We start from the raw sequence: 22,444 nt of genomic DNA, 5'->3' as shown, positions 1-22,444 counted from the left end.
GCTCTTATCTTATAACATTTAAGAGTTTTTAGACTCTTCCAACAATAAGTCATCAAGAATATTTTTATACGTTCTAAAGAAGGCTGTCAATTTATAAGGCGCTCCATATCCTTCTCCATCTTTATATATTATTTGATTTTCAATAAGAACTTCTACGTGATGAATAACTGTCTTATAATCTAAATTAAGTGCGTTGGCTATTTGGTTTGCATTGAGCGGTTTCTCTTCTAAAGCCTTAACTATTTTTATTCTTGTATAACTACCTCTAGAAGTTAAAAACAGAAATTTAAAAAGTTTCTTTACTTGCCTTATTTCTTTCTCATTCACTGTTGTTATAGCTCGAAGTTTACATTTAATAAATTTCTCCTATTATAGCTCTCTGTGCTATTTCAGTTATTATTTCGGATATTGTTGGATGAGAGAGTTGCACTCTATATAAGTCTTGAACTTTTAAGGAGAGTTCCATTACTAAAGCTAAAGTATTTATTACTTCAGTAGCGCCTTCTCCTATCATGTTTGCTCCTAAAATCCTTCCATCTTCAGAAATAGCAACCTTTAAGAATCCTTCTATCTCGTTTACAGTCCAAGCTCTTGGAATATCTTTCATTTCAACTTTAATTTCTTTTGCATTTATCCCTGCCTTCTTTAATTCCTCTAAAGTGTTCCCTACAACACCTATCTCAAGATCAGCAAATATCGAAGACGGAATATATTTAGGCATTTCTGACTGCTTTCCGCCTATGTTATCACCAGCTACAATACCTTGTCTCCATGCTTTTGTAGCTGATAACGGTACTCCTGCAACATCACCTACGGAATACACTTTAGGGTTACTAGTTCTGGCTCTATTATCAACTTTTATGTAACCTCTTTGGTCTGTCTCAACTTTTATTGTTTTTAGGTCTATTCCATCCGTTATCGGTTTTCTGCCAATAGTTATTACCGCTAAGTCTCCGGTTATTTCTTCAGTTGAAGAGGTTGTTTGAGCTGTGAAGACTACTTTATCCTCACTTTTAGTAACTTTTGACTTTGTATTTACATAGATTCTAATCCCTTTTTCTTCTAATCTCTTCTTAACTTCATTAGCTATTTCAATATCTATTCCGGGAACTGGAAGAAGTCTGGGCATCAACTCAATAATAGTTATGTTTTTATTTAACGCTCTGAAAAGCGTTGCTAGTTCTACTCCTGCTACTCCCCCGCCAACAATTATTATATTATCTGGTAAGTTAGGCATATTCATAGCAGTCCAAGGATCTAGAATGTTTTTACCATTCAATGGAAAATCTGGTAATGAAAGAGGCTCAGAGCCCGTAGCTATTACCAAGTATTCTGTGGTGTAAGTTTTTCCGTTAACTATAACCTCTCCTTCTTTTTTTACCTCAGCCTTTCCATTTATTATGTCTACGTTATGCTTTTTTAAGACTTGAAGTAAGTTATCTTTTATTCCATTTATTATCCCGTTTTTGAATTTATTCATTTCCTCATAGTTTATTTTAGCACTAGAAGAGATCCATGGCGATTTGACTATTTTATTAACTATTTTAGCAGAATCAATCAGCGTTTTAGAAGGGATACAAGCTCTGTTTATACACTCTCCTCCAATTTCACTCTTTTCAACTATTGCTACTTTTTTTCCTAGTTCAGCACTTCTTACGGCAGACGCTATTCCGCCTACTCCTCCTCCTACAACGATAACATCATAATCCATTTTATCTCTTGTTTTTACTCATTAGATAAGATTTAAGCTTATTTAAAGTGTAGAGAATATCTGGGTGAAGATTATTCTTTTCTTCACTTTGGCATAAGGCTAAAAATTCTAACTCTGTATACACGTTATACCTAGAATAAATATCCTCAAGAGAGATATTCAAATCTAGGTAATCAGTAGCAAAGGCTTTTCCATTTTTACAGAATCTATAAATAAAACTAAGCATTCCAAGGTCGATAACTCTTTTTCTCTTTTCTCCAATGATTATTATTCTTACTCCTATAGGGATATTCTTCTCTAAATCCTCAATTTTTATCTCATCATCCTTTACTTTAATAACAGCTTCTTCCTCTTTTAGGAATTTTTCTAAAATATCATCCACAAGGTTTTAAAGGAACAGCAAAATAAAAATGTAAGATGACTGATTGGTACGCTTATAAGCAAAAAGCCTGGGAGAGAATAATAAGAGATAAAGAGATAGGTTACCTAGACCCCGATATCTTTGACGTACTTGAAGCTTTCTTCAAGAGGAAAGACGCTTTTACACAGAGTAGCTGTAGTGGAAGAATAACTATAGTCGATGCGGAATTACCATGGGAAAGAAGGAACTCTAGTGTTATCTATAAAAATCATTTAGGAATGAGCGTTTACGACTTTACTGAAACAATAAGTAAAGGAAAGGCTTGGAATCTGTGGCTTGTAGTCCAAGGTCCTATATTTCACGTTTATAATAGAACACAAGAAGAGGCTTGGGAAATCCTAAAAATTGCTAGGAGTGTAGGATTTAAACATAGCGGTATCCTAACTACAAATGAAAAAGGAGTTCTAGTTGAGTTGAGAACTGGAGTAAAGATGGTTCATTTATTGAAGCAAAAGTACACAGACGAAGAAATAGATAATCTAGTTAATATTGCAAATAAAGTTTTGCTTAAAGGTAAAGATAAACTGCATAAAATAAAAAATGCGATAGAGAGCTCATTGGACGCCAACGATTCTATGAAGTTGAGGGAGGACTCTGAAAGGAAGTCCGAGGTTCAATACCATTTGGGTTAGTCTTCTTAATTCCTCTATGTATCTTTCACTTCTTCCATCAGGTTGTAAAATAACTTTTCTAGGATTTATGTTATTTTTCTCAATGAAATTTATAACTTCTTTTATATCTTTCTCCGCGTTCACTATCACGAATTTATAGTAAGTAGCCCAATCATCATCTCTAAAGTTATAACCAAATTTATACCCTGCATTAGTAAGCTTTGGAGAAACAGAAAATATATCGACTATTTTCCTTAGTTTTTCACTTGGCTTTATAGTTCCACTTGTCTCTATCATTACCTTGTGGTCTAAATACTTAAGAGCTTCAACTAGCGGATAAACGTCTTGAAGAAGTGGTTCTCCTCCAGTAATTGTAGTGAATCTTATGTTGTTATTTATCTTTTTCAATATCTCGTCTATCTCCATTAACCTTCCATCGTATTTATGCCAAGCGTACTTTGTGTCGCACCAGATACATCTGAGATGACAACCAGCAAGTCTAATGAAATTAGAAGGAGTACCTATTACTTCTCCTTCTCCTTGAATCGATGTAAAAATTTCACTTATCCAATAACTCTGCATTTTGAAAAAGGTTAATCACGTAATTTATAAGACTATCTAAGCCTAATTCTTTCTCAGCGCTTATTTCAAACGTTTTTTCAGATAGATGGTTTTTTATTTCATTATACAGTTCCTCGTTTTTATCATCTATTTTATTTAAAACTGGAACTACTACTTTCTTTATTCCTTTTACCTCTTCATACAAGTCGAGTTGTTCTTTTGCAGAATATAATGACTGATTTGAAACGTCAAACATGAATATTATAATTCCTTCAAGGTTCTTTATCGCGTTTATAGCCTTAAGTTCAATTTTGTTCCTCTCTTTCATAGGTCTATCTAATATGCCGGGAGTGTCAATTACTTGAATCTTATATAACCTAGTATCAATGTGACCTACATGAATTTCTTTTGTAGTAAACGGGTATGAAGCTACTTCTGGTTTGGCAGAAGAAATTTTTCCTACAAGTGTACTTTTACCTACATTTGGAGGACCTGCAACTATAATTGTAAGCATATTAGGGTCTATTGCGTTTAGCTTCTTTAATTGAGACGCTAAGTCAATCACTTGATCTATACAATCTTTTCTTGCACGTAAGATTGAGTTAACTCTTCCAATGCATTGTCTCATTAGTTTGTTGGCTTCCTTTTCATCCGAAACTCTAATTAGCTGCCTATATCTTTCTATCACATTTAATGATAAACGTATTCCTCTGTTCATAGCTCCTAAGCAGAGTTTGACCTTATCTATATCAGCCACAATTTCTATGTTCTCTTTGTAAAAGGGATGAAGATTCTCAATTTTAGGGAACTCTTTCAAGAAATCTTGATATTTTTTAAGTTGTTCTTTTAAAAACAAAATCCTTTTTATTTCTCTTTCTTTAGGATTACTTCCACCTATTTTTGGGATCCTATTTAGGACTACCTTTATTAGGTTTTCAGTCTTAGGTGGGATTTTGATTTTTTCGAAAGGATTTAACATACCTTGGTTCCTGCGGGTACTTCTCCATCAACAGTCAGAATTCTAGGTTTTATTCCTTTCTCTTCATCCTCTTTACAACCAGCTGCAAGTATCATGCCTTGGCTATCAAATCCTCTAATTTTTCTTGGTTTTAAATTTACTATCACAATAACTCTTTTTCCTATAAGCTCTTCTGGCGTATAAAACTCTGCTATTCCAGAAATTATTTGCCTTGTTTCATTTCCCAAATCTAACATCAATTTAAGTAATCTTGTTCCTTCTATTCTTTCAGCTGTTTTTACAATTCCAACTCTTAGATCAACCTTTGCAAAATCGTCTATTGTAATTTCGCTCATAATGGTTAAGTAAGATAACTATATTATGAGTGTGCTTTTACTTAATTAAGTAAAAATATCACAATATAGTGCACAAGTTTTTTATACTGTTTGCGTAAAAATGAGTTATGGAATTTACAAAACTTGGGGAGGGAAAAACAAAAGAAGTGTATGCTTACGACAATTCCCATGTCCTTCTTAGATTTAAAGACTCCATAACTGCTGGAGATGGGGCCAAAAAAGACGAGTTACCTGGTAAAGGAGTTTTAAATGCTCAAACATCAGCATTTTTATTTAGACTTCTTGAGTCTAAAGGCGTAGAGAATCATTACGTAGGTATGTATGATGAAAGGACAATGATAGCTAAGAAGCTAACAATGATCCCTGTTGAGGTTGTTCTAAGGAACATTGCTACTGGAAGTATAGTTAAAAGGTTACCAGTAAGAGAAGGAGAAGTGTTTAACCCTCCGATAATAGAATTCTTTTTAAAAGATGACGCGAGACATGATCCATTGCTAAACTATTATCACATGGAATATTTTAAGCTAATGACTAGAAAAGAAGCTGAGGCAGTGGAAGAGATTATGCTAAAGGCTAACCAAATTTTATATCCTTTCTTTAAGAGTAAAGGGTTGATCCTCTACGATTTCAAGTTAGAATTCGGTAGATTAGACGGAAAATTGGTTGTGGGCGACGAGATTTCATTAGATTCAATGAGGATCAGAGAAGAAAAGACTGGTAGAATCTTAGATAAAGACCTTTACAGAAAAGGAGCAGACCTTCAAACTGTCAAAAACGCTTATGAGGAATTCTTTAGGAGGATAAGTGATTGACCATGCTTTACTATGTTGAATTAATAATAACGAATAAAGAAGGAGTAAGAGATCCTGAAGGAGAAACAATACAACGTTATGTTGTCAATAGATTTACTAATGAGATCCTAGAGACAAGAGCAGGAAAATACCTATTGTTTAAAGTTAATGCAAGTAATCAACAAGAAGCTGAAGGTCTAGTGAAAAAGCTAGCCGAAGAAATGAGATTGTACAACCCTATAATTCATAAGATTGAAGTTAAGGTGAGCAGAACTGAAGACAGCAGTAATTAAGTTCCCTGGAACAACCTGTGAAGTTGACGTTTATAAGGCTTTGCTCGAGGCGAAAGTAGATGCAGAAATAGTGAGATATAAAGATTTTGACCCTGACAAATATGAGGCTGTAGTCTTGCCCGGTGGATTCAGTTTTGGGGATTACTTAAGGGCAGGAAGTATAGCTGCAAGTACTGACACTATGAAGAAAGTCAAGGAAATGGCAACAGCAGGAAAAATTGTCATAGGAATCTGTAACGGTTTCCAGATTCTTGTTGAGAGCGGATTACTTGAAGGAGGCCTTTTGCCCAATCTTAACTTACGCTTCATAAGCAAATGGGTTTATTTGAAAGTAGTTAGAAATGATACCGTCTTAACAAAAGGTTTAGATAAAACTATAATAAAGATGCCTATAGCTCATGCCGAAGGTAGATTTTACCTTGATGATATAGAAAAAGCCAAGAGATTGGCGGTTCTTCTCTATTCAGATGAGTTCGGTAATGTAAATGAAAAAGTAAATCCTAATGGTTCTCTTTTGAACATAGCGAGTGTTGCGAATGAAGAAGGGAATGTTATAGGAATGATGCCTCACCCAGAAAGAGCATCTTTCAAACTCACTTCACCAACCGGAGAAACTGATGGACTACTTCTGTTTAGGGGGTTAAGTAAATGAAGATAACTCTTTCACCATACGAAATGGAGATTGTTAGAAATAAGCTAGGTAGAGAGCCTAGTGAGGCTGAATGGATGACAATCGATGCACTATGGAGCGAACACTGTTCCTATAAATCTTCTAAGACGTTTTTGAGAAGTCTTCCAAGTGAAGGAGAAAATGTTGTTATGGGAATTGAGGACTGGCAGGACGCCGGTGCAATAGATGTTGGAGACGGATGGGCCATTGTGCTTAAAGTAGAAAGTCATAATCATCCTTCAGCAATAGATCCATTCAATGGCGCCGCTACTGGTGTTGGGGGGATTATAAGAGACATTATAAGTAAAGGTGCAAGACCAATAGCATTACTTGATATGATTAGAGTAGGAAACCTTTCTTTATCGAGGAACAGATGGTTATTGAAAAACATTATTTCTGGGATTGGCTTTTATGGTAATAGCATTGGCGTCCCCGTTATTGGTGGAGAACTAGAATTTGATGACTCCTACAACGATAATCCTCTAGTTGACGTTGCCTCTGTAGGTGTAGTAAAGAAAGATAAGATAGTACCAAGCGTCATCAAAGAACCTGGATTAAAGATAGTTTTAGTTGGCTTAACGGGATTGGATGGGCTTGGTGGTGCTTCTTTTGCTTCAAGAAAATTGAGTGGTGAGGACGAGATAGGTGCGGTACAGATAGCAGATCCTTTTGCTGGCAAGATCGTTTTAGACGCGACTTTGGAAGTAGCAGATAAAGTAGAGGCTATAAAGGACTTAGGAGGAGGCGGAATAGTAGTAGGAATTACTGAGATGGCAAACGGATTTGGTGCGGTGGTTGATTTAAATAAGGTTCCGTTAAGGGTGAAGGATTTAACTCCAGAGGAAATCCTCGTATCCGAAACGCAAGAGAGAATGATATTTGCTGTGAGAGAGGAAAAAGTGGAAGAAGTTTGCAAGGCTTTTGAATACTATGAATATCCATGTACAGTTATAGGAGAATTCGTAAAAGAACCGTTCATCAAGTTCTATTACAACGGTAAAGAATTCGTAAGCTTGCCCTCTGAACTACTTTTGTCTCCGCCAAGATTCGTATGGAATGTAAAGAAAAAGGTTAAGAGTTACGGGAGTAGACCAGAGGTGGGCATTGAAGAGAGCGTGAAGGCTATAGTTTCTAATTTTATGAGCAAAGAATGGGCATATTCTCAGTTTGATTATGAGGTGGGTACTTCTACTGTTTTGAAACCAGGCGAAGCCGATTCCGGTTTAATCGCTTTGCCTAATGGCAAGCTTCTAGCACTCAAAGGGGATGCTAATCCCGACCTTTGTAGTGAAGATTCTTATGAATGTGGTAAAGCAATAGTTGCAGAGGCATATAGGAATCTGGCTTCAGTAGGCGCAATAGGCATCGGCTTAGTTGACCACCTACAATTTGGAGATCCTAAGAAGCCAGAAGTCTATAATGACTTCGTTGAAGCTGTCAGAGGCATAGCAGAGGCTTCAAAATTCTTTTCTATTCCAATTGTTGGAGGAAAGGTTTCATTTTACAACGAAAATAAAAACGGAATTGCAATTAAACCTACGCCATTAGTTGTTATGGCTGGGTTGATAAAAGAGAAGTATTTACGAAATAAAGTTGACGAAGCTTACGTAACCTTAATTGGATTTACAAGGGATGAAATGAGAGGTTCTCTTTTCACTAAAATTTTCGGTACCTATGGTGAAGTACCTAAGACAAGGCTGAATGAAGATTATTTATCAAGCCAACTTGTAATAGAGGCGATAAATGATCAGTCAATAATCTTTGCAAAAGATATAAACAGAGGAGGACTAATTGGGTCCCTCTTCTCAATTTTAGTTAAAGGAATGGGCGTAGAAATTAACCTGTCTGGAATTCCGTCAGACTCAGAAGATTGGGTAGCGAAACTATTCTCTGAGAATAGTGGAAGGTTTATTGTGTTAACATCTGACCCAGAAAGTCTTTCTAAGAAAGCTGAAGGCATTCATGTTTCAGTAATAGGAAGAGTTACAAATAACCAAGGTATCTTAAAGATTAATGAGAAAGAAATAAATCTAGAAAAACAAATCTCAAATTACTACGATTACTTGTATAAGGTGATCTCATGAAGATTAAAGAACACTGTGGAATTGTAGGTATTTACACGAGCACCGGAAAGTCTTCTTTATTTGCTTATGAAACACTTAAGCTCTTGCAACATAGAGGACAAGAATCTGCTGGTGTAACATATTTAAGAGATGGAAAGTTAGTTACTATGAAGGGTTTGGGATTAGTTGAAGACGCGCTAGATTCGAGGATATTACAGGATTCTAATTTAGCTATTGGTCATGTTAGATATTCGACTACCGGAAAAGGGTCTCTAGATGAAGCACAGCCTATGAGCAATGGTTCTATTTCTATTGCATTTAACGGTACCATAACAAACTATTATAAATATAATACTTCAACAGATACAGAATTTATTCTAAGAACTATATCTGAGGCAAAAGATGTAAAAGAAGGGATAAGAAAGCTCGTAGACCTTGCAGATGGTGCTTATTCTATCGTTATTTTAACCATCAAAGGCGAACTAATTGGCTTTAGAGATCCTAAAGGATTTAGACCCCTTGTACTGGGAAAACTCGATGATGGTTATATTTTAGCATCTGAAGACTCAGCAATAAGGCAGTTAGGGGGTAAACCGTTAAGGGACGTTAAACCTGGCGAGATGATCTATATTAAAGACGGAGAAATAGAAAGTGAAATCATATATAAAGATAATAGTAATTTCTGCTCCTTTGAATATATTTATTTTGCAAGGTCCGATTCTACAATAGATGGGGTTTCTGTATATAATGCAAGGGTTAAATTAGGTGAAATACTAGCAGAAAATCACCGTGTTAATGCGGATATAGTTATTCCGGTACCAGAGTCTTCAATTCCTATTGCGATAGGATTTTCAAGAAAATCTGGGATCCCATTAGAATATGGGTTAGTGAGGACTTTAGTTGCAAAGAGGTCATTTATAATGCCTACACAAGACAAAAGGAATTCTGTGATTGAAGAGAAATTCGGTGTTGTAAAGAGTGTGGTTGATGACAGAAGGGTTGTGATTGTTGATGATTCTATAGTGAGAGGAAATACTATGAGAAAGATCGTAAAGATGATTAGAGATAATGGTGCAAGAGAGGTTCATGTAAGAATTGGTTCACCAAAGATAAAGTACCCTTGCTATATGGGTATCGATTTTCCTTCCGTGAAAGAACTTATAGCAAATGAAAAAAATGAGGAGGAAATTGCTAAATATATTGGGGCGGATTCTCTTGAGTACCTCACTATAGAAGAAATGATAAAAGCAATAGGAAGAAATGATTTATGTCATGCATGTTTTTCTGGTTTATACCCTCTAAGATATTCGTATAATCTACAAGAATTAGAACCTGTATTCAAAAAGGTGGTTTAAATGTCTGGTATAATAGGTATATATGCATTTGATAAAAACTGGAATATAAGTAAGTTTGTTTATTATGGACTAATAGGTCTTCAAAATAGAGGATACAGCTATTCTGGTATAACAGTACTAAAAGATGATTTCAAGAATTTAACTAAAGACTCTGCGCCAGAAGATTTAGAAATGCCTTCAGATTTTGAAGGCTGGTCTGGAATAGGATACACAGGGACTAAAATAGGCTATCCAATTATCACTGATTATGGAGCAATGGTTATAGACGGTATAGTAAAAGAGGATATAAATGAGTTAGCTAAAGGTCTTTATAAGGATCCTGAGAAAGCTCTCACTAACACTAGGGGAGTGTTTTCATTAATTTTCTTATCTAAAGACGGAAGAATGATAGGTTATAGGGATTCCTACGGAATTAAACCATTAGAAATAGGTGGATTCGGTTTCGATTTGGCAATATTGTCATCAGAGACCTCTGGTATTTCAGTAATAGGCGGAGAATTCAGAAGAGAACTCAAACCAGGGGAAATTGCGTTCATAGATAGTTATGAAATTTCTTATTCTCAAGTTATTGAAAGTAGACATAATTATTGTGCTATTGACTTGATTTATCAATCAAGAATAGATAGCTATGTCTTTAACAACTACATTTATGAAGTAAGACTAAAAGTAGGAGAGCAACTTGCTGAAGAGAAAAGAATTGATGCTGATGTAGTTATAGGGGTACCAGATACGGCTTTGCCCTTCGCAATAGGCTACTCAAGAAAAACTGGCATTCCTTTTAACTTAGGTTTCACAAGGACTGGTAGTCCAATAAGAACAATGCTAGCTTCAGATGACTTTCTTAAAGTGATTGGAGTTCAACTTAAGCTAAATCCAATAAAATCAGTGGTTAGAGGAAAGAGAGTTATTCTCGTTGATGATTCTATGGTTACAGGCAGGACGTTAAAGAATACAGTTTTTAGTCTGAGAAGCCTGGGGGCTAAGGAAGTTCATGTACTTATTGGTAGTCCAAAGCTTATTTCCAGATGTCCTTATGGGATGGAGGTGCCAGAAGAGAAAGACTTGATTGCAGCTAACCTCTCAGATGAAGACATAGCCAAAGTTATTGGAGCAGACTCAATTTATTGGCTAAGCTTAGAAGGTCTTCGAAAGGTTTTAGGTAACAATTTGTGCTTAGGGTGTATGACTAAGAATTATCCAAAGGTGATCTAAAAATGAAGGTACTCTTAATAGGAGATGGAGCGAGAGAAAACGCTTTAGCCGAAGCTCTAGGCTCTTCACCAAATGGTTATAAAGTATATGCAGTATCCTCATACATTAACCCCGGGATATATGAAGTGGTGAACAAGAGTGGCGGAAAATACTTTAAGGGAAATATAAACTCTCCCGAATTTATCAAAGAAATAATAAGGGAAGTCAATCCAGATTTTGGAGTTATTGGCCCAGAAGACCCGCTCTTCAATGGGGTAGCTAATGCCTTTAGGGAAGAGGGTTTACCAGTTGTTGGCCCCGATAAAGAGAATGCAATGATAGAAAAATCAAAGGTATGGATGAGAGAGTTAATGTGGAAATATAACATCCCGGGGAGGTTGCGCTTTAAGGCTTTTGCAGATATAAAAGATGCTGTTAATTTCATCTTAGAATACGGTGGCTCGATAGCGGTAAAGCCTTCTGAGCAAGTTGGTGGAAAAGGAGTAAAAGTAGTGGCTGATTTGCAAGCATATCTTTCACAAGAGAAAAGAAATGCTATAACTAAAGGAATCGATGGTATTGCTGGTTATGTGAGCGATAAGGTGAAGATAATAGTCGAGGAAAAAGTTGATGGACCAGAGTATACTCTTCACGTTCTAACTGATGGACAATCATATTTGCCATTACCATTAGCTCAAGACTATAAACACGCATATGAAGACGGAATTGGGCCAGAGACTGGCGGAATGGGTTCAATATCTGGCCCAGAAGATGGTCTTCCTTTTATAAATGAAGAGGAGTATAAGAGGTCTTTCGAGATAGTAAAGATGACAGCTGATGCAATAAAGAAAGAGGTAGGAAAAAGCTACGTTGGTATTTTATCCGGTCAGATGATGCTTACTGGAGTGTGGGGACCTACAATAATCGAATATTATTCCAGGTTAGGCGATCCAGAAGCATCAGCTATTATTCCTAGAATAGAAAGTGATTTTGGAGAAGTACTAGAGTTATTAGCTACAAAAAGGCTTAACCAAGCTAGAATTAAAATTAATCCCAAACCTTCAGTTGTAAGAGCTGTGGCTCCCCTGGGTTATCCATTAAACAGAACAATGGCTTCAAATCATACAATATCACTCGATTTACCAAAGATAAGAGAACTTGGATGTAAAGTCTATTTCGGTTCGGTAGCGCTTGAAGGCATGCAACTAATAACAAAAGGTTCTAGAGCTCTCGAAATAGTTGCAATAGATGATTTTGAAACAGCGTCAAACAAACTGGACAAGTGTTTAAACTACATCTCTTCTGACACGAAGCTGATATTCAGACACGATATCGGAAGAACAGTGAATGAACAAGTTGAGAAAGCTGAGATAGTTAGATACACTTACAAATCTAGAGAAGCCAAGGGAATTTTAGGCGTAACCGCTGACTGGTCTCCTAATGGTGGTTTGTGGTGAGCGAGTACAAAAAATCTGGTGTAGATTTAGAAAAGTTGAAAAGTTATCACAATTTAGCATCTTCAGTTTTTTCTAATTCTGGAGTCTTAAAGATAGGACATTATGCCGGGGCGATAAAATTTGGTGATAAATATTTAGCTGTGCATGTCGATGGTGTTGGAACAAAGACGTTACTTGCCCTTAAAACCGGGATAATTGAACCTACCGGAATTGATTGTATTGCAATGAATGTCAATGATTTAGTTTGCGTGGGTGCAATACCTATTGCTGGCGTAGACTACTTGGCTTTAGAAAAACCTATGGATGATGTAGTTGAGAAAGTTTTGAATGGTCTTAAAAAGGGTGCAGATGAGTCAAATATTGAAATTGTAGGCGGAGAGACAGCTATAATGTCTGGTGTGATCAATGGTTATGATCTATCGTGCTCTATATTAGGCATTACAGATAAATTAAAGATTGGCGAGGACGTTAAGCCAGGTGACATAATTTTAGGACTAAGGAGTAATGGAGTACACTCAAACGGCTATTCACTTATTAGAAAACTTATCGATGAAAATAAACTGTCATTGAAAGACTGGGGAGAAGAACTAATGAGACCTACTCGAATTTATTCATCTTCTGTAATACCAATCTTAGATAAAATAAAAGCTTTAGCACATATTACCGGCGGGTCATTTTCTAAGCTAAAAAGAATAACAAATTATAGGATAAACTTAAAAATGCCAGAACCTCAAGAGGTCTTTAAAGCAATTGAGAACTCTGGTGTACCTCATTTTGAAATGTATAAAGTTTTCAATATGGGTATAGGCATGATTATATTTGTATCAAAAGATCTTAAAGATGATATAATTGAAATTTTGAGTAAAAAGGAAACTGTATATGAATTAGGTTATGTAGAAAACGGTGAAGGGATAAAAATTACGACCTATAAGAACGAAGTTCTCTACGTATAGCATTTAATGAAGTCCTTTTAAACTCTGGTGCTAATAATGGCTTCTAGTGACTAAAAATGAAACAAATGGATACAAAATCTTTGGTAAATTATATAGCATTAAAAATACTAGGTGGTAGCGACTATATATTAGATGCACTAGAAGAATACCTAGTTAACGGAGAAGGCCCGGCCTCAGTTGCCTATAAGTATCAAATATCAAAACATCAACTTAGGGGCTATGCACAAAGGATTATTGAAAAGAGTGGAAGTGAAGCGAGAGCAAGAAAAATTATCCCTGTTATTAAGCAAATTGCAAGTGATGTAAAACCGGTAGTAAAGAAGAATGAGAAAGATCTTTATGTTTGTGAGATATGTAAAGTAACAGTAGCAAAGGAAGATGCTGAAGAACATGTAAGGAAGTATCATAAAGATATACTTACCTCAACAATAAAGACAATACTTGAAAGATTAGAACAGTATAAGAAAGAGAAGCAAGCCGTAATACTTACTTCAGCAAGTTAAAAAGGTTTTTTAAGGTTACAAGATTTTTTAACGCTTTTTACGCTTCTTCATAACGTTAGAATTTATATTGAGCAAGGTATTATCTATTTGTATGAAAAAAGTAGTTAGTGTGAGACTCAGAGAAGAAATCGTTGCCAAGATAGATGAATATGGGAAAAAACAAAATCTTCAAAGCAGAACTGATTTTCTTAAAAAAGCTTTGGAATATTATATGAAAAAGAGGATGCAAGAGGCTAAAAGAGTCCTTTAACATTATCTATTTAGAGAATACGTTTTTTTCATTATCCTCATTCTTTTTAAATCTCTTTTTCATGTTGATTGACGGAATGAAAATCGTTCTTGCATACTCGGGAGGTTTAGACACAACAGTAGCAATAAGATGGCTAAAAGAAACCTTTAACGCTGACGTTATAACACTTACTGTAGATGTAGGGCAAAAAGATAATTTTGAAGATATAGAAAAAAGAGCTTACATTGCAGGAGCATTAAAGCATTATACAATAGATGCAAAAAAAGAATTTGCGGAAGGCTACATTTCTTATTCAATAAAGATGAACTCATTATATGAAGATGTATACCCACTATCAACTGCATTAGCAAGACCATTAATAGCACAGAAGGCAGTAGAAATAGCTAAAAAAGAAGGCGCAGAATATATAGCTCACGGGTCTACCTCAAAAGGGAATGACCAAGTAAGATTCGATCTGGCAGTAAAAGCGTTATATCCAGAGGCAAAACTAATAGCACCAGCAAGAATATGGAATATGACAAGAGAGAAAGAAATTGAGTTTGCGAAAGCGAGAGGAATTCCAATAAAGACTGAAAGTAGTAAGTACAGTATTGATGAAAACCTTTGGGGAAGAAGTATAGAAGGGGACGATATTTCAGATCCTTCAAAAGAAGTACCAGAAGATGCATTTGAATGGACTAAGAAGAAAAATAGTGGAAAGCTAAAACTTAGCATAGAGTTTGAAAAGGGAATTCCAGTCGCTATAAATAATGAAAAAATGGATCTAGTTAAGATTGTTCAATTGTTGAACGAGCTTGTAGGCTCATATGGCTACGGAAGGATAGAACATCTAGAAAATAGAGTTGTAGGGTTTAAGTCTAGAGAAGTTTATGAAACACCTGCTGCTTTGGTTCTTATAAATTCACATAAGGACTTAGAAAAAACTGTGTATTCACCACTAGAATTAAGATTCAAAAAGATGATAGATTCTCAATGGTCTGATTTAGTCTATCAAGGATTATGGTTTGAACCATTGAGAGATACATTACAAGTAGCGGGAGATAATCTAAACAAATGGGTAAGCGGAGAAGTAAAGGTTGAGATAGAAGGAAATGGACTTAGAATACTTAGAAGAGATGCCAAGTACTCTCCGTTCTCTGAGAAAATTGCGAGTTACAACAAAGGATGGTATCCAACTGACGAAATGGCTAAAGGGTTCATTGAGATATTCGGTATGCACTCGCTATTGGTAAGACAGGTGAGAGAGTAGTGGTTTTATATCGAAGATGGGGATCAGAGAAGGACTTTGTTTCCACTTATACTTCTTCAATTGAGAGTGATAAAGAGATTGTTGAAGAAGTAAAACTTGTTATGAAGGCTCATGTTATTGAACTATACTTATCCGGTTATCTTAAAAAAGAAACTACTGTCAAAATTTTGGATGCAATAAATTCCTTTAACGAGATGAAAGAGGGATACGAAGACGTTCATGAAGCTTTAGAAGATCATATAATAAAAATGGTTGGTGAAGAAGGGGGAAACGTAGGATTAGGCAGAAGTAGAAACGATCATGTGGCTACTGCTTTAAGATTAAGAATGAGAAAATATCTTATAGAAATTCTTTATGATTTAATTTCTTTAAGGAAAACATGCATAGAAAAGAGTAAAAACAGTAAAGAAATTTTATTTCCAGTTTATACGCATTTTCAACCAGCTCAGCCGTCCACTTTATCACACTACTTGCTTTACATAGAAGAAGAGATCTCAACTGTTTGGAATTACTTATTTAATTCTCTTCTTTTAATAAATAGATCTCCGCTAGGTAGTGGTGCAATAGTAGGTACTAACGTTAAATTAGATAGGAAAAGAGAGGCTGAAATGCTAGGCTTTGATGATATAATTTATAATACAATATCAGCAACGTCATCAAGATTAGACCTAATAAATGCCATTTCAAGTCTTTCTTTAGCTATGTTATTTTTAAGTAGAATAGCTGAAGACCTTATTCTTCTTTCTTCAATGTTTATTGGAGTTGTTAAATTACCAGATTCTCACGTAAGTACAAGTAGTTTGATGCCTCAAAAAAGAAACGCAGTAACACTAGAGGTCTTGAGAAGTAAAGCTGGTGAGTGTTTCGGAGATTTAACCTCATTAGTAACTATCTATAAAGGTTTACCTTCGGGATATAATCTAGATTTACAAGAGATGAATAAGCACTATTGGAATTGTATAAAAATAGTAATTCCTTCTTTAGAAGTAATTAACTCAATAATTAAGGGTATTGAAGTAAAAGAGTTCAAAATAGACGATAAGATTACTGCAACAGATGTAGCAGAGGATTTAGCTATCACCGGAATTCCATATAGAAAAGCTTATATGGAGGTAGCTGACAAGATAAGAGCGGGCACTTTTACATCTGAAATTTCTCCAAAAACTTCTATACAGAAGAAACAAGTAATAGGTTCGCCAAATCCAGAACTAATAACAGAAGAGATAAAAATTAAAGAAACAAAGTTGCAAGAAGATGAGAATAAATTAAAAAGTTATGAAGAAAAAATAATAGGAAAAATGAATGAGTTAGAGGTAATTGAAGATGACATATTGTAAAAGAGGCTATAAAGGATATTTGTACTTAGAAGACGGTACTTTAATAGAAGGATGTGGATTTGGAGCTAAAACGATAAGAGCTGGAGAAATAGTTTTTACTACTTCAATGAACGGTTACCCAGAAAGTTTAACAGACCCATCATACCGAGGGCAAATACTTGTAATAACTCATCCGCTTGTTGGTAATTACGGTGTACCAGAAAAACAAAGAGTCAATGGAATCCTTACAAACTTTGAATCAGAGGAAATCCAAATTGAAGGTTTAGTAGTGGCTGAAGAAACAGATCCGTATAAGTGGAATTCCCAAAAGAGTCTTCATGAATGGTTATCAAGCGAAGGAGTGCCGGGTGTATCTGACGTTGATACTAGAAGTATAGTAAAGAAAGTAAGAAGTAGAGGAGTAATGATGGGAGTTATTGCATCTGGATATGAACTTGAAGATCCTAAGAAATTCTTGGAAAAGAAATACGACGAAATAGATTTTACTCAATTTACTTCACCAAAAGCACCAGTGGTTCATGTAGGTAACTCTGGTGATACAATAGTCTTAGTTGATTGTGGAACAAAACATGGGATAATATACCAGCTTCATCAAAGAGGGTTTACAATTATCAGAGTTCCATGTAAATTTACTGCCGACCAAATAATGAATTTTTATCCAAAGGGTATAGTGTTTGGCAATGGCCCTGGAAACCCAAACTTACTTAATGATGTAATAAAGAACTTTAAGGAACTAAGTGAGTATAAAATTCCAACATTAGGCATTTGTTTAGGCCATCAAGTAGCTACATTGGCTATGGGTGGTAAAGTTAAAAAAATGAAATTTGGTCATAGGGCAATAAATAAGCCAGTTGTTGATACAAATGATAATAAATGTTATATTACAACGCATAATCACGGCTATGGCATTTTGTCAAAAGAAGATTTACCACCTAATGCCAAGCTTTGGTTTTATAATCCAGATGATGGGACTGTTGAAGGATGGATACATGAAAAGCTTCCAATAATTACAACTCAATTCCATCCAGAAGCAAGACCTGGCCCTTGGGATGTTACATGGGTATTTGATAGGTTTAAGAAAATGGTGAATAAAAATGCATGAAAACATCAAAAAGGTTTTAGTTATAGGCTCTGGTCCAATAAAGATAGCAGAAGCTGCAGAATTTGATTACTCTGGAAGTCAAGCATTAAAGGCTTTAAGAGAAGAAGGGATTGAGACAATCTTAGTAAATTCTAACGTAGCTACTGTTCAGACAAGCAGGAAGTTTGCGGATAAGCTTTATATGATTCCCGTAACATGGTGGGCAGTTGAAAAGGTTATAGAGAGAGAAAGACCAGACGGTATTATGATAGGGTTTGGTGGGCAAACAGCTCTTAATGTCGGTGTTGATTTATACAAAAAAGGGATTTTGCAGAAATATGGTGTAAAAGTACTAGGTACTCCGGTCGAAGGTATTGAAAGAGCTCTTAGCAGAGAAGAATTTAGAGAGACGATGATAAAAGTAGGTTTACCCGTTCCTCCAAGTATGTCTGCAACAAGTGAAGAAGAGGCTTTGGAAAAAGCAAGACAGATTGGATATCCAGTCATGGTAAGAGTTAGCTTCAACTTAGGTGGAAGAGGATCTATTGTAGCTTGGAATGAGGAAGAATTAAAGAAAAACATTGGAAGAGCACTAAGCCAAAGTTATATTCATGAAGTTCTTATTGAGAAGTATCTACATCACTGGATTGAACTCGAATACGAGGTTATGAGAGATAAGAAAGGCAATTCTGCTGTAATAGCTTGCATAGAAAACTTAGATCCAATGGGTGTTCATACCGGAGAGTCTACCGTTATCTCTCCTTGTCAGACTTTAGATAACAAAGAATTCCAAGATATGAGAGCTATGTCAATTGATGTAGCAAAGGCAATTGATTTAGTTGGAGAGTGTAACGTACAGTTTGCGTTAGATCCTAAAGGTTATAACTACTTCATCATAGAGACAAATCCAAGAATGTCGAGGTCTAGTGCATTAGCAAGTAAAGCTACAGGTTATCCATTAGCTTATGTTTCAGCCAAACTTTCTTTAGGCTATACGTTGCAAGAAGTGTTAAATAAAGTCTCTGGAAGCACGTGTGCGTGCTTTGAACCAAGTCTTGATTACGTCGTGATAAAAATACCAAGATGGGATCTGGCTAAGTTTGAAAACGTCGAAAACACTCTTGCTAGCGAAATGAAAAGTGTTGGAGAGATTATGAGCATTGGAAGGTCGTTTGAGGAAGCATTGCAAAAAGCTGTAAGAATGTTAGATATAGGAGAGCCGGGTATCGTTGGTGGTAAAATCTACAATTCAAGGATGAATAAAGAAGAAGCCTTAAAACATCTAAGAGAAAGGAAACCTTACTGGTTCCTTTATGCTGCAAAAGCCTTTAAAGAAGGTGCTACAGTAGAGGAAGTCTATGAGGCTACTGGAGTAAGCAAGTTCTTTCTAAATAAAATAAGGGCACTAACAGAGTTTTATGAGGAGGTTAAAAAACAGAGAGAAGTAAATAAAGACACGTTAATCAAAGCAAAAAGATTAGGTTTTAGTGATTTTCAATTAGCAAAAGCTTATGGGAAAAGTGAAAATGAGATAAGAAAGTTAAGAGAGGACTGGAAAATAGAACCGAAAGTAAAACAGATAGACACATTAGCTGGAGAATGGCCAGCAGTTACTAATTATTTGTATGTAACTTACAATGGTAGTGATGATGATATTGAATTTTCTACTTCGAATAATAAATTGCTAATAGTTGGTGCCGGTGGTTTTAGAATAGGTGTATCAGTTGAATTCGATTGGAGCGTCGTTTCACTATTAGACAGCTCGTTACGTTACTTTAATGAAGTATCTATTCTTAATTATAATCCAGAAACAGTATCAACAGATTGGGATATTGCTAGAAAACTATATTTTGATGAAATAAGCGTAGAAAGGATTTTAGACTTGGTGAGAAAAGAGAACTTTACTTATGTAGCTACTTTCACTGGAGGACAGATCGGAAATAACATATCAAAGAAACTGGAAGAAGCAGGAGTTAGGCTTCTTGGCACTTCGGGTAGCAGTGTAGACATGGCTGAGGATAGAGAAAAGTTCTCCAAGTTACTAGATAAACTAGGAATTAAACAGCCAGAATGGATATCAGCTAGATCAGTTGAAGAAGTCAAAGAATTTATAAGTAAAGTAGGTTATCCGGTGCTAGTTAGACCAAGCTATGTACTTAGCGGTTCTTCAATGAAGATAGTAAATAATGACGCAGAGCTAACAGAGTATTTGAAAAAAGCAACTGAATTATCACCAGAACATCCGGTTGTAGTTTCTAAGTACATAAGCGACGCGATAGAGGCTGAGATAGATGCTGCATCTGATGGAAAAGGAGTTTATGGAGTTATAATGGAACACGTAGAAGAAGCGGGTGTTCATAGCGGCGATGCAACAATGTCAATTCCATATAGAAAGCTCTCTTCAAATGAAGCAGCTAAGATGAAAGAAAACGTCCATGCAATAGTAAGAGAACTAGAGATCAAAGGTCCATTTAATGTGCAATTTGTATCAAAGAATGGTGAACCATATATAATAGAGCTTAATTTAAGAGCGAGTAGATCAATGCCATTTAGTAGTAAGGTAGTAGGGAAAAATATCATAAGTTTGGCTCTAGATGGAATTTCAAAAGGATTTGATAATGACGAATTTGTTGAATTAAAACCAAAAGCATGGGGGGTTAAATCTCCACAATTTTCATGGGCTCAGTTAAAGGGTGCTTATCCCTTCTTAGGACCTGAAATGAGAAGTACTGGAGAAGGAGCCTCATTAGGTGTAGACTTTTATGATGCCTTAATAAAGAGTTGGTTGACTGCTCCACCAAACAGAATACCAAATAAAGGGGGAATAGGTATAGTTTATGGTAAATCTAACATAGAATATCTAAGAATAGCAGCAAAGAACTTGGAAGAGTACGGATTAAAGACTTATACCTTAAAAGAGGCAAGTATTGGAATTGAAGAGAAGGATGTTAAAGAAATCTCAGACTTAATAAGAGACAGAAAAGTTGAAATTGTAGTAACCGATGGTTATCTTAAACATATAGATTATGAGGTGAGGCGTATTGCCGTGGATTATAATATACCAATCATATTAAATGGTAGATTAGGAGCAGAAGTTACTAGAGCTTTTTCTTATCCAAACGTAACGTATTATGAAATAAGTGAATATGGTGCAGGGATATGAGAGTAGCATTAATTGTTGATATAGTAAGACAAGAAGAGAAGTTAATAGCTAAAACTCTAGAAGAAAATAAAGTAGAGTATGATATAATAAATGTAGCCCAAGAGCCACTACCCTTTAACAAAGCATTAGGCAGATACAATGTGGCGATAATAAGACCCGTGAGTATGTATAGAGCATTATATGCTGCTGCAGTACTGGAGGCTGCCGGTGTTCATACAATCAATTCTACGGACGTCATAAATGTTTGTGGTGATAAGATACTTACATACTCGAAACTTTACAGGGAAGGGATACCAATTCCAGACTCAATTATTGCATTATCTGCAGATGCTGCTTTAAAGGCTTATGAGCAAAAAGGATTCCCACTTATTGATAAACCACCAATAGGAAGTTGGGGAAGGCTTGTATCTCTAATTAGGGATATATTCGAAGGGAAGACTATAATTGAACATAGAGAACTAATGGGTAACTCAGCGTTAAAGGCCCATATTGTTCAAGAATATATACAATATAAAGGTAGGGACATAAGGTGTATAGGAATAGGAGGAGAAGTTATAGGATGTTACGCAAGAAATATCCCACCAAATGAATGGAGGGCTAATGTAGCGTTAGGAGGGACACCAACGAAGTTAGAAGTTGATGATAAATTAAAAGAGACTGTGGGTAAGGCATTAGGAATACTTCGTGGTGAATTTGTATCAGTAGATATACTAGAGCATCCAGCAAAAGGCTATGTAATCAACGAGCTCAATGATGTACCTGAATTTAAGGGATTTATGTTAGCGACAAGTATTAATGTACCACAAAAGCTGGTAGACTATATTAAAGAAAATTATTCTAAGTGAGCAAGGAATAGGTCATGATTTGTTTCCTCTATTAATCTTCTTAATGAATCAATTTTTTGTCTTAATCCAGGCACAGTGGCTTTTGGATATTCTAAAGTCCAGAGTAGTTCGTATAACTCTTCCATAGTTTTAAATGTCTCTTCAGCTTCTTCCTTTTGGTCTTTTCTTAGTAGTTCTAATACTCTTCTTCTCATTTCTCCTATGGCGTCTGCAATTCCTAAAATATAGTAAATTTCTGGTATGCCTAAATCTTCACTTGTCTTAAGTTTATCACCAAAATACATTGAAATTACAATCGAAGCCTCAGCAATTTCTTGGAAAGCTGTACCTATATCTCCATATAGTAGTTCTGGATATTCATCAATTATCTTTTTTAATTCGTTAAGTTTCTGTATAGCAAGTGAATATTTTTCCTTAGCTTCTGTCATTTTTAATCTATGAGAAAGTGAAATAGTTTCGCCTGAATACCTTATAACTTCTCTAGCTATAAGTAGAACCTTTTCTCTTTTGTCAAACCTTTCTTGAAGTTTAGGAGAGACTTTGTTTACGTAATCTTTTATTTCATCAACAAGCATATAATCAAGTTTGGCATAAATACTTAAACCTACTTGAAAAGCAGTTTTAT

General features: G+C 35.5%; 23 protein-coding genes. 16 read left to right on the top strand and 7 right to left on the bottom strand.

Going from position 1 to position 22,444, the window contains the following annotated elements; genetic code table 11:
• Window positions 1-18 precede the first annotated feature (18 nt).
• The 3 genes from AC3OCB_RS07460 to AC3OCB_RS07450 are packed head-to-tail and all read right to left on the bottom strand — an operon-like array spanning window position 19 to window position 2,093.
• Window positions 19-327, bottom strand: coding sequence for a winged helix-turn-helix domain-containing protein (locus AC3OCB_RS07460; RefSeq protein ID WP_498341731.1), 309 nt, complete (start codon window positions 325-327; stop codon window positions 19-21).
• A gap of 25 nt (window positions 328-352) precedes the next feature.
• Window positions 353-1,711, bottom strand: a complete 1,359-nt coding sequence (locus tag AC3OCB_RS07455) for a dihydrolipoyl dehydrogenase family protein (RefSeq protein WP_498341730.1) — start codon at window positions 1,709-1,711, stop codon at window positions 353-355.
• Window position 1,712: 1 nt separating this feature from the next.
• Window positions 1,713-2,093, bottom strand: a complete 381-nt coding sequence (locus AC3OCB_RS07450) for a hypothetical protein (protein ID WP_498341729.1) — start codon at window positions 2,091-2,093, stop codon at window positions 1,713-1,715.
• 35 nt (window positions 2,094-2,128) lie between these two features.
• Here AC3OCB_RS07450 and AC3OCB_RS07445 point away from each other — a divergent pair, with 35 nt between their 5' ends.
• Window positions 2,129-2,764, top strand: coding sequence for a tRNA(Phe) 7-((3-amino-3-carboxypropyl)-4-demethylwyosine(37)-N(4))-methyltransferase (locus AC3OCB_RS07445; protein WP_498341728.1), 636 nt, complete (start codon window positions 2,129-2,131; stop codon window positions 2,762-2,764).
• Here the strand turns inward: AC3OCB_RS07445 and AC3OCB_RS07440 are convergent.
• Genes AC3OCB_RS07440 through metG form a run of 3 tightly spaced genes read right to left on the bottom strand, consistent with a single transcriptional unit; the run spans window position 2,687 to window position 4,618 of the window.
• Window positions 2,687-3,325 (bottom strand): 7-carboxy-7-deazaguanine synthase QueE, encoded by a 639-nt coding sequence (locus AC3OCB_RS07440; protein ID WP_498341727.1) that lies wholly within the window; start codon window positions 3,323-3,325, stop codon window positions 2,687-2,689. The two genes, AC3OCB_RS07445 and AC3OCB_RS07440, sit on opposite strands and share 78 nt — an antisense overlap.
• Entirely contained in the window at window positions 3,303-4,283 is a 981-nt protein-coding gene (locus AC3OCB_RS07435) for an NOG1 family protein (protein WP_498341726.1), read from the bottom strand. The genes AC3OCB_RS07440 and AC3OCB_RS07435 overlap by 23 nt, the downstream gene beginning before the upstream one ends.
• Window positions 4,277-4,618: a methionine--tRNA ligase subunit beta gene (gene metG / locus AC3OCB_RS07430; RefSeq protein ID WP_498341725.1), complete on the bottom strand. Its 342-nt coding sequence runs from the start codon at window positions 4,616-4,618 to the stop codon at window positions 4,277-4,279. Before metG ends, AC3OCB_RS07435 begins: the two co-directional genes overlap by 7 nt.
• 107 nt (window positions 4,619-4,725) lie before the next feature.
• Between metG and purC the strand changes: the two genes are divergently transcribed.
• The 15 genes from purC (at window position 4,726) to lysX (ending at window position 21,819) form a co-directional block, all read left to right on the top strand.
• Window positions 4,726-5,430, top strand: coding sequence for a phosphoribosylaminoimidazolesuccinocarboxamide synthase (gene purC / locus AC3OCB_RS07425; protein WP_498341723.1), 705 nt, complete (start codon window positions 4,726-4,728; stop codon window positions 5,428-5,430).
• Between the two features lie 2 nt (window positions 5,431-5,432).
• Window positions 5,433-5,702 (top strand): phosphoribosylformylglycinamidine synthase subunit PurS, encoded by a 270-nt coding sequence (gene purS / locus AC3OCB_RS07420; protein WP_498341722.1) that lies wholly within the window; start codon window positions 5,433-5,435, stop codon window positions 5,700-5,702.
• Entirely contained in the window at window positions 5,683-6,354 is a 672-nt protein-coding gene (gene purQ / locus AC3OCB_RS07415) for a phosphoribosylformylglycinamidine synthase I (protein ID WP_498341964.1), read from the top strand. Before purS ends, purQ begins: the two co-directional genes overlap by 20 nt.
• On the top strand, window positions 6,351-8,456 hold the full coding sequence (gene purL, locus AC3OCB_RS07410) for a phosphoribosylformylglycinamidine synthase subunit PurL (RefSeq protein ID WP_498341721.1): 2,106 nt from the start codon (window positions 6,351-6,353) through the stop codon (window positions 8,454-8,456). Before purQ ends, purL begins: the two co-directional genes overlap by 4 nt.
• A complete protein-coding gene (gene purF / locus AC3OCB_RS07405) occupies window positions 8,453-9,790 on the top strand; it encodes an amidophosphoribosyltransferase (protein WP_498341720.1) in 1,338 nt (445 codons plus the stop codon). Before purL ends, purF begins: the two co-directional genes overlap by 4 nt.
• Window positions 9,791-11,002, top strand: coding sequence for an amidophosphoribosyltransferase (locus tag AC3OCB_RS07400; RefSeq protein WP_498341719.1), 1,212 nt, complete (start codon window positions 9,791-9,793; stop codon window positions 11,000-11,002).
• Window positions 11,003-11,004: 2 nt separating this feature from the next.
• Window positions 11,005-12,438: a phosphoribosylamine--glycine ligase gene (purD, locus tag AC3OCB_RS07395; protein ID WP_498341718.1), complete on the top strand. Its 1,434-nt coding sequence runs from the start codon at window positions 11,005-11,007 to the stop codon at window positions 12,436-12,438.
• Window positions 12,432-13,391 carry a phosphoribosylformylglycinamidine cyclo-ligase gene (gene purM, locus AC3OCB_RS07390; protein WP_498341717.1) on the top strand — a complete coding sequence of 320 codons (960 nt, stop codon included), beginning with the start codon at window positions 12,432-12,434 and terminating at the stop codon, window positions 13,389-13,391. The genes purD and purM overlap by 7 nt, the downstream gene beginning before the upstream one ends.
• Before the next feature lie 56 nt (window positions 13,392-13,447).
• Window positions 13,448-13,894 carry a hypothetical protein gene (locus tag AC3OCB_RS07385; protein WP_498341715.1) on the top strand — a complete coding sequence of 149 codons (447 nt, stop codon included), beginning with the start codon at window positions 13,448-13,450 and terminating at the stop codon, window positions 13,892-13,894.
• Window positions 13,895-13,985: 91 nt separating this feature from the next.
• Window positions 13,986-14,144 (top strand): ribbon-helix-helix protein, CopG family, encoded by a 159-nt coding sequence (locus tag AC3OCB_RS07380; RefSeq protein WP_498341714.1) that lies wholly within the window; start codon window positions 13,986-13,988, stop codon window positions 14,142-14,144.
• A gap of 76 nt (window positions 14,145-14,220) precedes the next feature.
• Window positions 14,221-15,393 (top strand): argininosuccinate synthase, encoded by a 1,173-nt coding sequence (locus tag AC3OCB_RS07375; protein WP_498341713.1) that lies wholly within the window; start codon window positions 14,221-14,223, stop codon window positions 15,391-15,393.
• A complete protein-coding gene (argH, locus tag AC3OCB_RS07370; RefSeq protein WP_498341712.1) occupies window positions 15,393-16,730 on the top strand; it encodes an argininosuccinate lyase in 1,338 nt (445 codons plus the stop codon). The genes AC3OCB_RS07375 and argH overlap by 1 nt, the downstream gene beginning before the upstream one ends.
• The gene (gene carA, locus AC3OCB_RS07365; protein ID WP_498341711.1) at window positions 16,717-17,832 is read left to right on the top strand and encodes a glutamine-hydrolyzing carbamoyl-phosphate synthase small subunit; all 1,116 of its coding nucleotides are present in this window, start codon (window positions 16,717-16,719) and stop codon (window positions 17,830-17,832) included. Before argH ends, carA begins: the two co-directional genes overlap by 14 nt.
• The gene (gene carB, locus AC3OCB_RS07360) at window positions 17,825-20,974 is read left to right on the top strand and encodes a carbamoyl-phosphate synthase (glutamine-hydrolyzing) large subunit (protein ID WP_498341710.1); all 3,150 of its coding nucleotides are present in this window, start codon (window positions 17,825-17,827) and stop codon (window positions 20,972-20,974) included. Before carA ends, carB begins: the two co-directional genes overlap by 8 nt.
• Window positions 20,971-21,819: a lysine biosynthesis protein LysX gene (gene lysX / locus AC3OCB_RS07355; protein WP_498341708.1), complete on the top strand. Its 849-nt coding sequence runs from the start codon at window positions 20,971-20,973 to the stop codon at window positions 21,817-21,819. The genes carB and lysX overlap by 4 nt, the downstream gene beginning before the upstream one ends.
• On the opposite strand, the gene AC3OCB_RS07350 is transcribed toward lysX, so the two are convergent.
• Window positions 21,807-22,394: a haloacid dehalogenase gene (locus AC3OCB_RS07350; protein WP_498341707.1), complete on the bottom strand. Its 588-nt coding sequence runs from the start codon at window positions 22,392-22,394 to the stop codon at window positions 21,807-21,809. The genes lysX and AC3OCB_RS07350 overlap by 13 nt on opposite strands.
• Window positions 22,395-22,444 lie beyond the last annotated feature (50 nt).

Source organism: Sulfurisphaera sp. (assembly GCF_059755235.1).
This window is presented reverse-complemented; position numbering and strand designations above follow the sequence as displayed.

Excerpts from the sequence above, each read along its gene's own strand:
- AC3OCB_RS07375 (WP_498341713.1), top strand. The coding sequence starts at position 14,221 with ATGAAAATCGTTCTTGCATACTCGGGAGGTTTAGACACAACAGTAGCA.
- purC (WP_498341723.1), top strand. The coding sequence starts at position 4,726 with ATGGAATTTACAAAACTTGGGGAGGGAAAAACAAAAGAAGTGTATGCT.
- AC3OCB_RS07440 (WP_498341727.1), bottom strand. The coding sequence starts at position 3,325 with ATGCAGAGTTATTGGATAAGTGAAATTTTTACATCGATTCAAGGAGAA.
- AC3OCB_RS07385 (WP_498341715.1), top strand. The coding sequence starts at position 13,448 with ATGAAACAAATGGATACAAAATCTTTGGTAAATTATATAGCATTAAAA.
- purL (WP_498341721.1), top strand. The coding sequence starts at position 6,351 with ATGAAGATAACTCTTTCACCATACGAAATGGAGATTGTTAGAAATAAG.
- AC3OCB_RS07400 (WP_498341719.1), top strand. The coding sequence starts at position 9,791 with ATGTCTGGTATAATAGGTATATATGCATTTGATAAAAACTGGAATATA.
- lysX (WP_498341708.1), top strand. The coding sequence starts at position 20,971 with ATGAGAGTAGCATTAATTGTTGATATAGTAAGACAAGAAGAGAAGTTA.
- purS (WP_498341722.1), top strand. The coding sequence starts at position 5,433 with ATGCTTTACTATGTTGAATTAATAATAACGAATAAAGAAGGAGTAAGA.
- AC3OCB_RS07445 (WP_498341728.1), top strand. The coding sequence starts at position 2,129 with ATGACTGATTGGTACGCTTATAAGCAAAAAGCCTGGGAGAGAATAATA.
- purD (WP_498341718.1), top strand. The coding sequence starts at position 11,005 with ATGAAGGTACTCTTAATAGGAGATGGAGCGAGAGAAAACGCTTTAGCC.
- carB (WP_498341710.1), top strand. The coding sequence starts at position 17,825 with ATGCATGAAAACATCAAAAAGGTTTTAGTTATAGGCTCTGGTCCAATA.
- purF (WP_498341720.1), top strand. The coding sequence starts at position 8,453 with ATGAAGATTAAAGAACACTGTGGAATTGTAGGTATTTACACGAGCACC.
- metG (WP_498341725.1), bottom strand. The coding sequence starts at position 4,618 with ATGAGCGAAATTACAATAGACGATTTTGCAAAGGTTGATCTAAGAGTT.
- AC3OCB_RS07435 (WP_498341726.1), bottom strand. The coding sequence starts at position 4,283 with ATGTTAAATCCTTTCGAAAAAATCAAAATCCCACCTAAGACTGAAAAC.
- AC3OCB_RS07380 (WP_498341714.1), top strand. The coding sequence starts at position 13,986 with ATGAAAAAAGTAGTTAGTGTGAGACTCAGAGAAGAAATCGTTGCCAAG.
- AC3OCB_RS07350 (WP_498341707.1), bottom strand. The coding sequence starts at position 22,394 with ATGCTTGTTGATGAAATAAAAGATTACGTAAACAAAGTCTCTCCTAAA.
- AC3OCB_RS07455 (WP_498341730.1), bottom strand. The coding sequence starts at position 1,711 with ATGGATTATGATGTTATCGTTGTAGGAGGAGGAGTAGGCGGAATAGCG.
- carA (WP_498341711.1), top strand. The coding sequence starts at position 16,717 with ATGACATATTGTAAAAGAGGCTATAAAGGATATTTGTACTTAGAAGAC.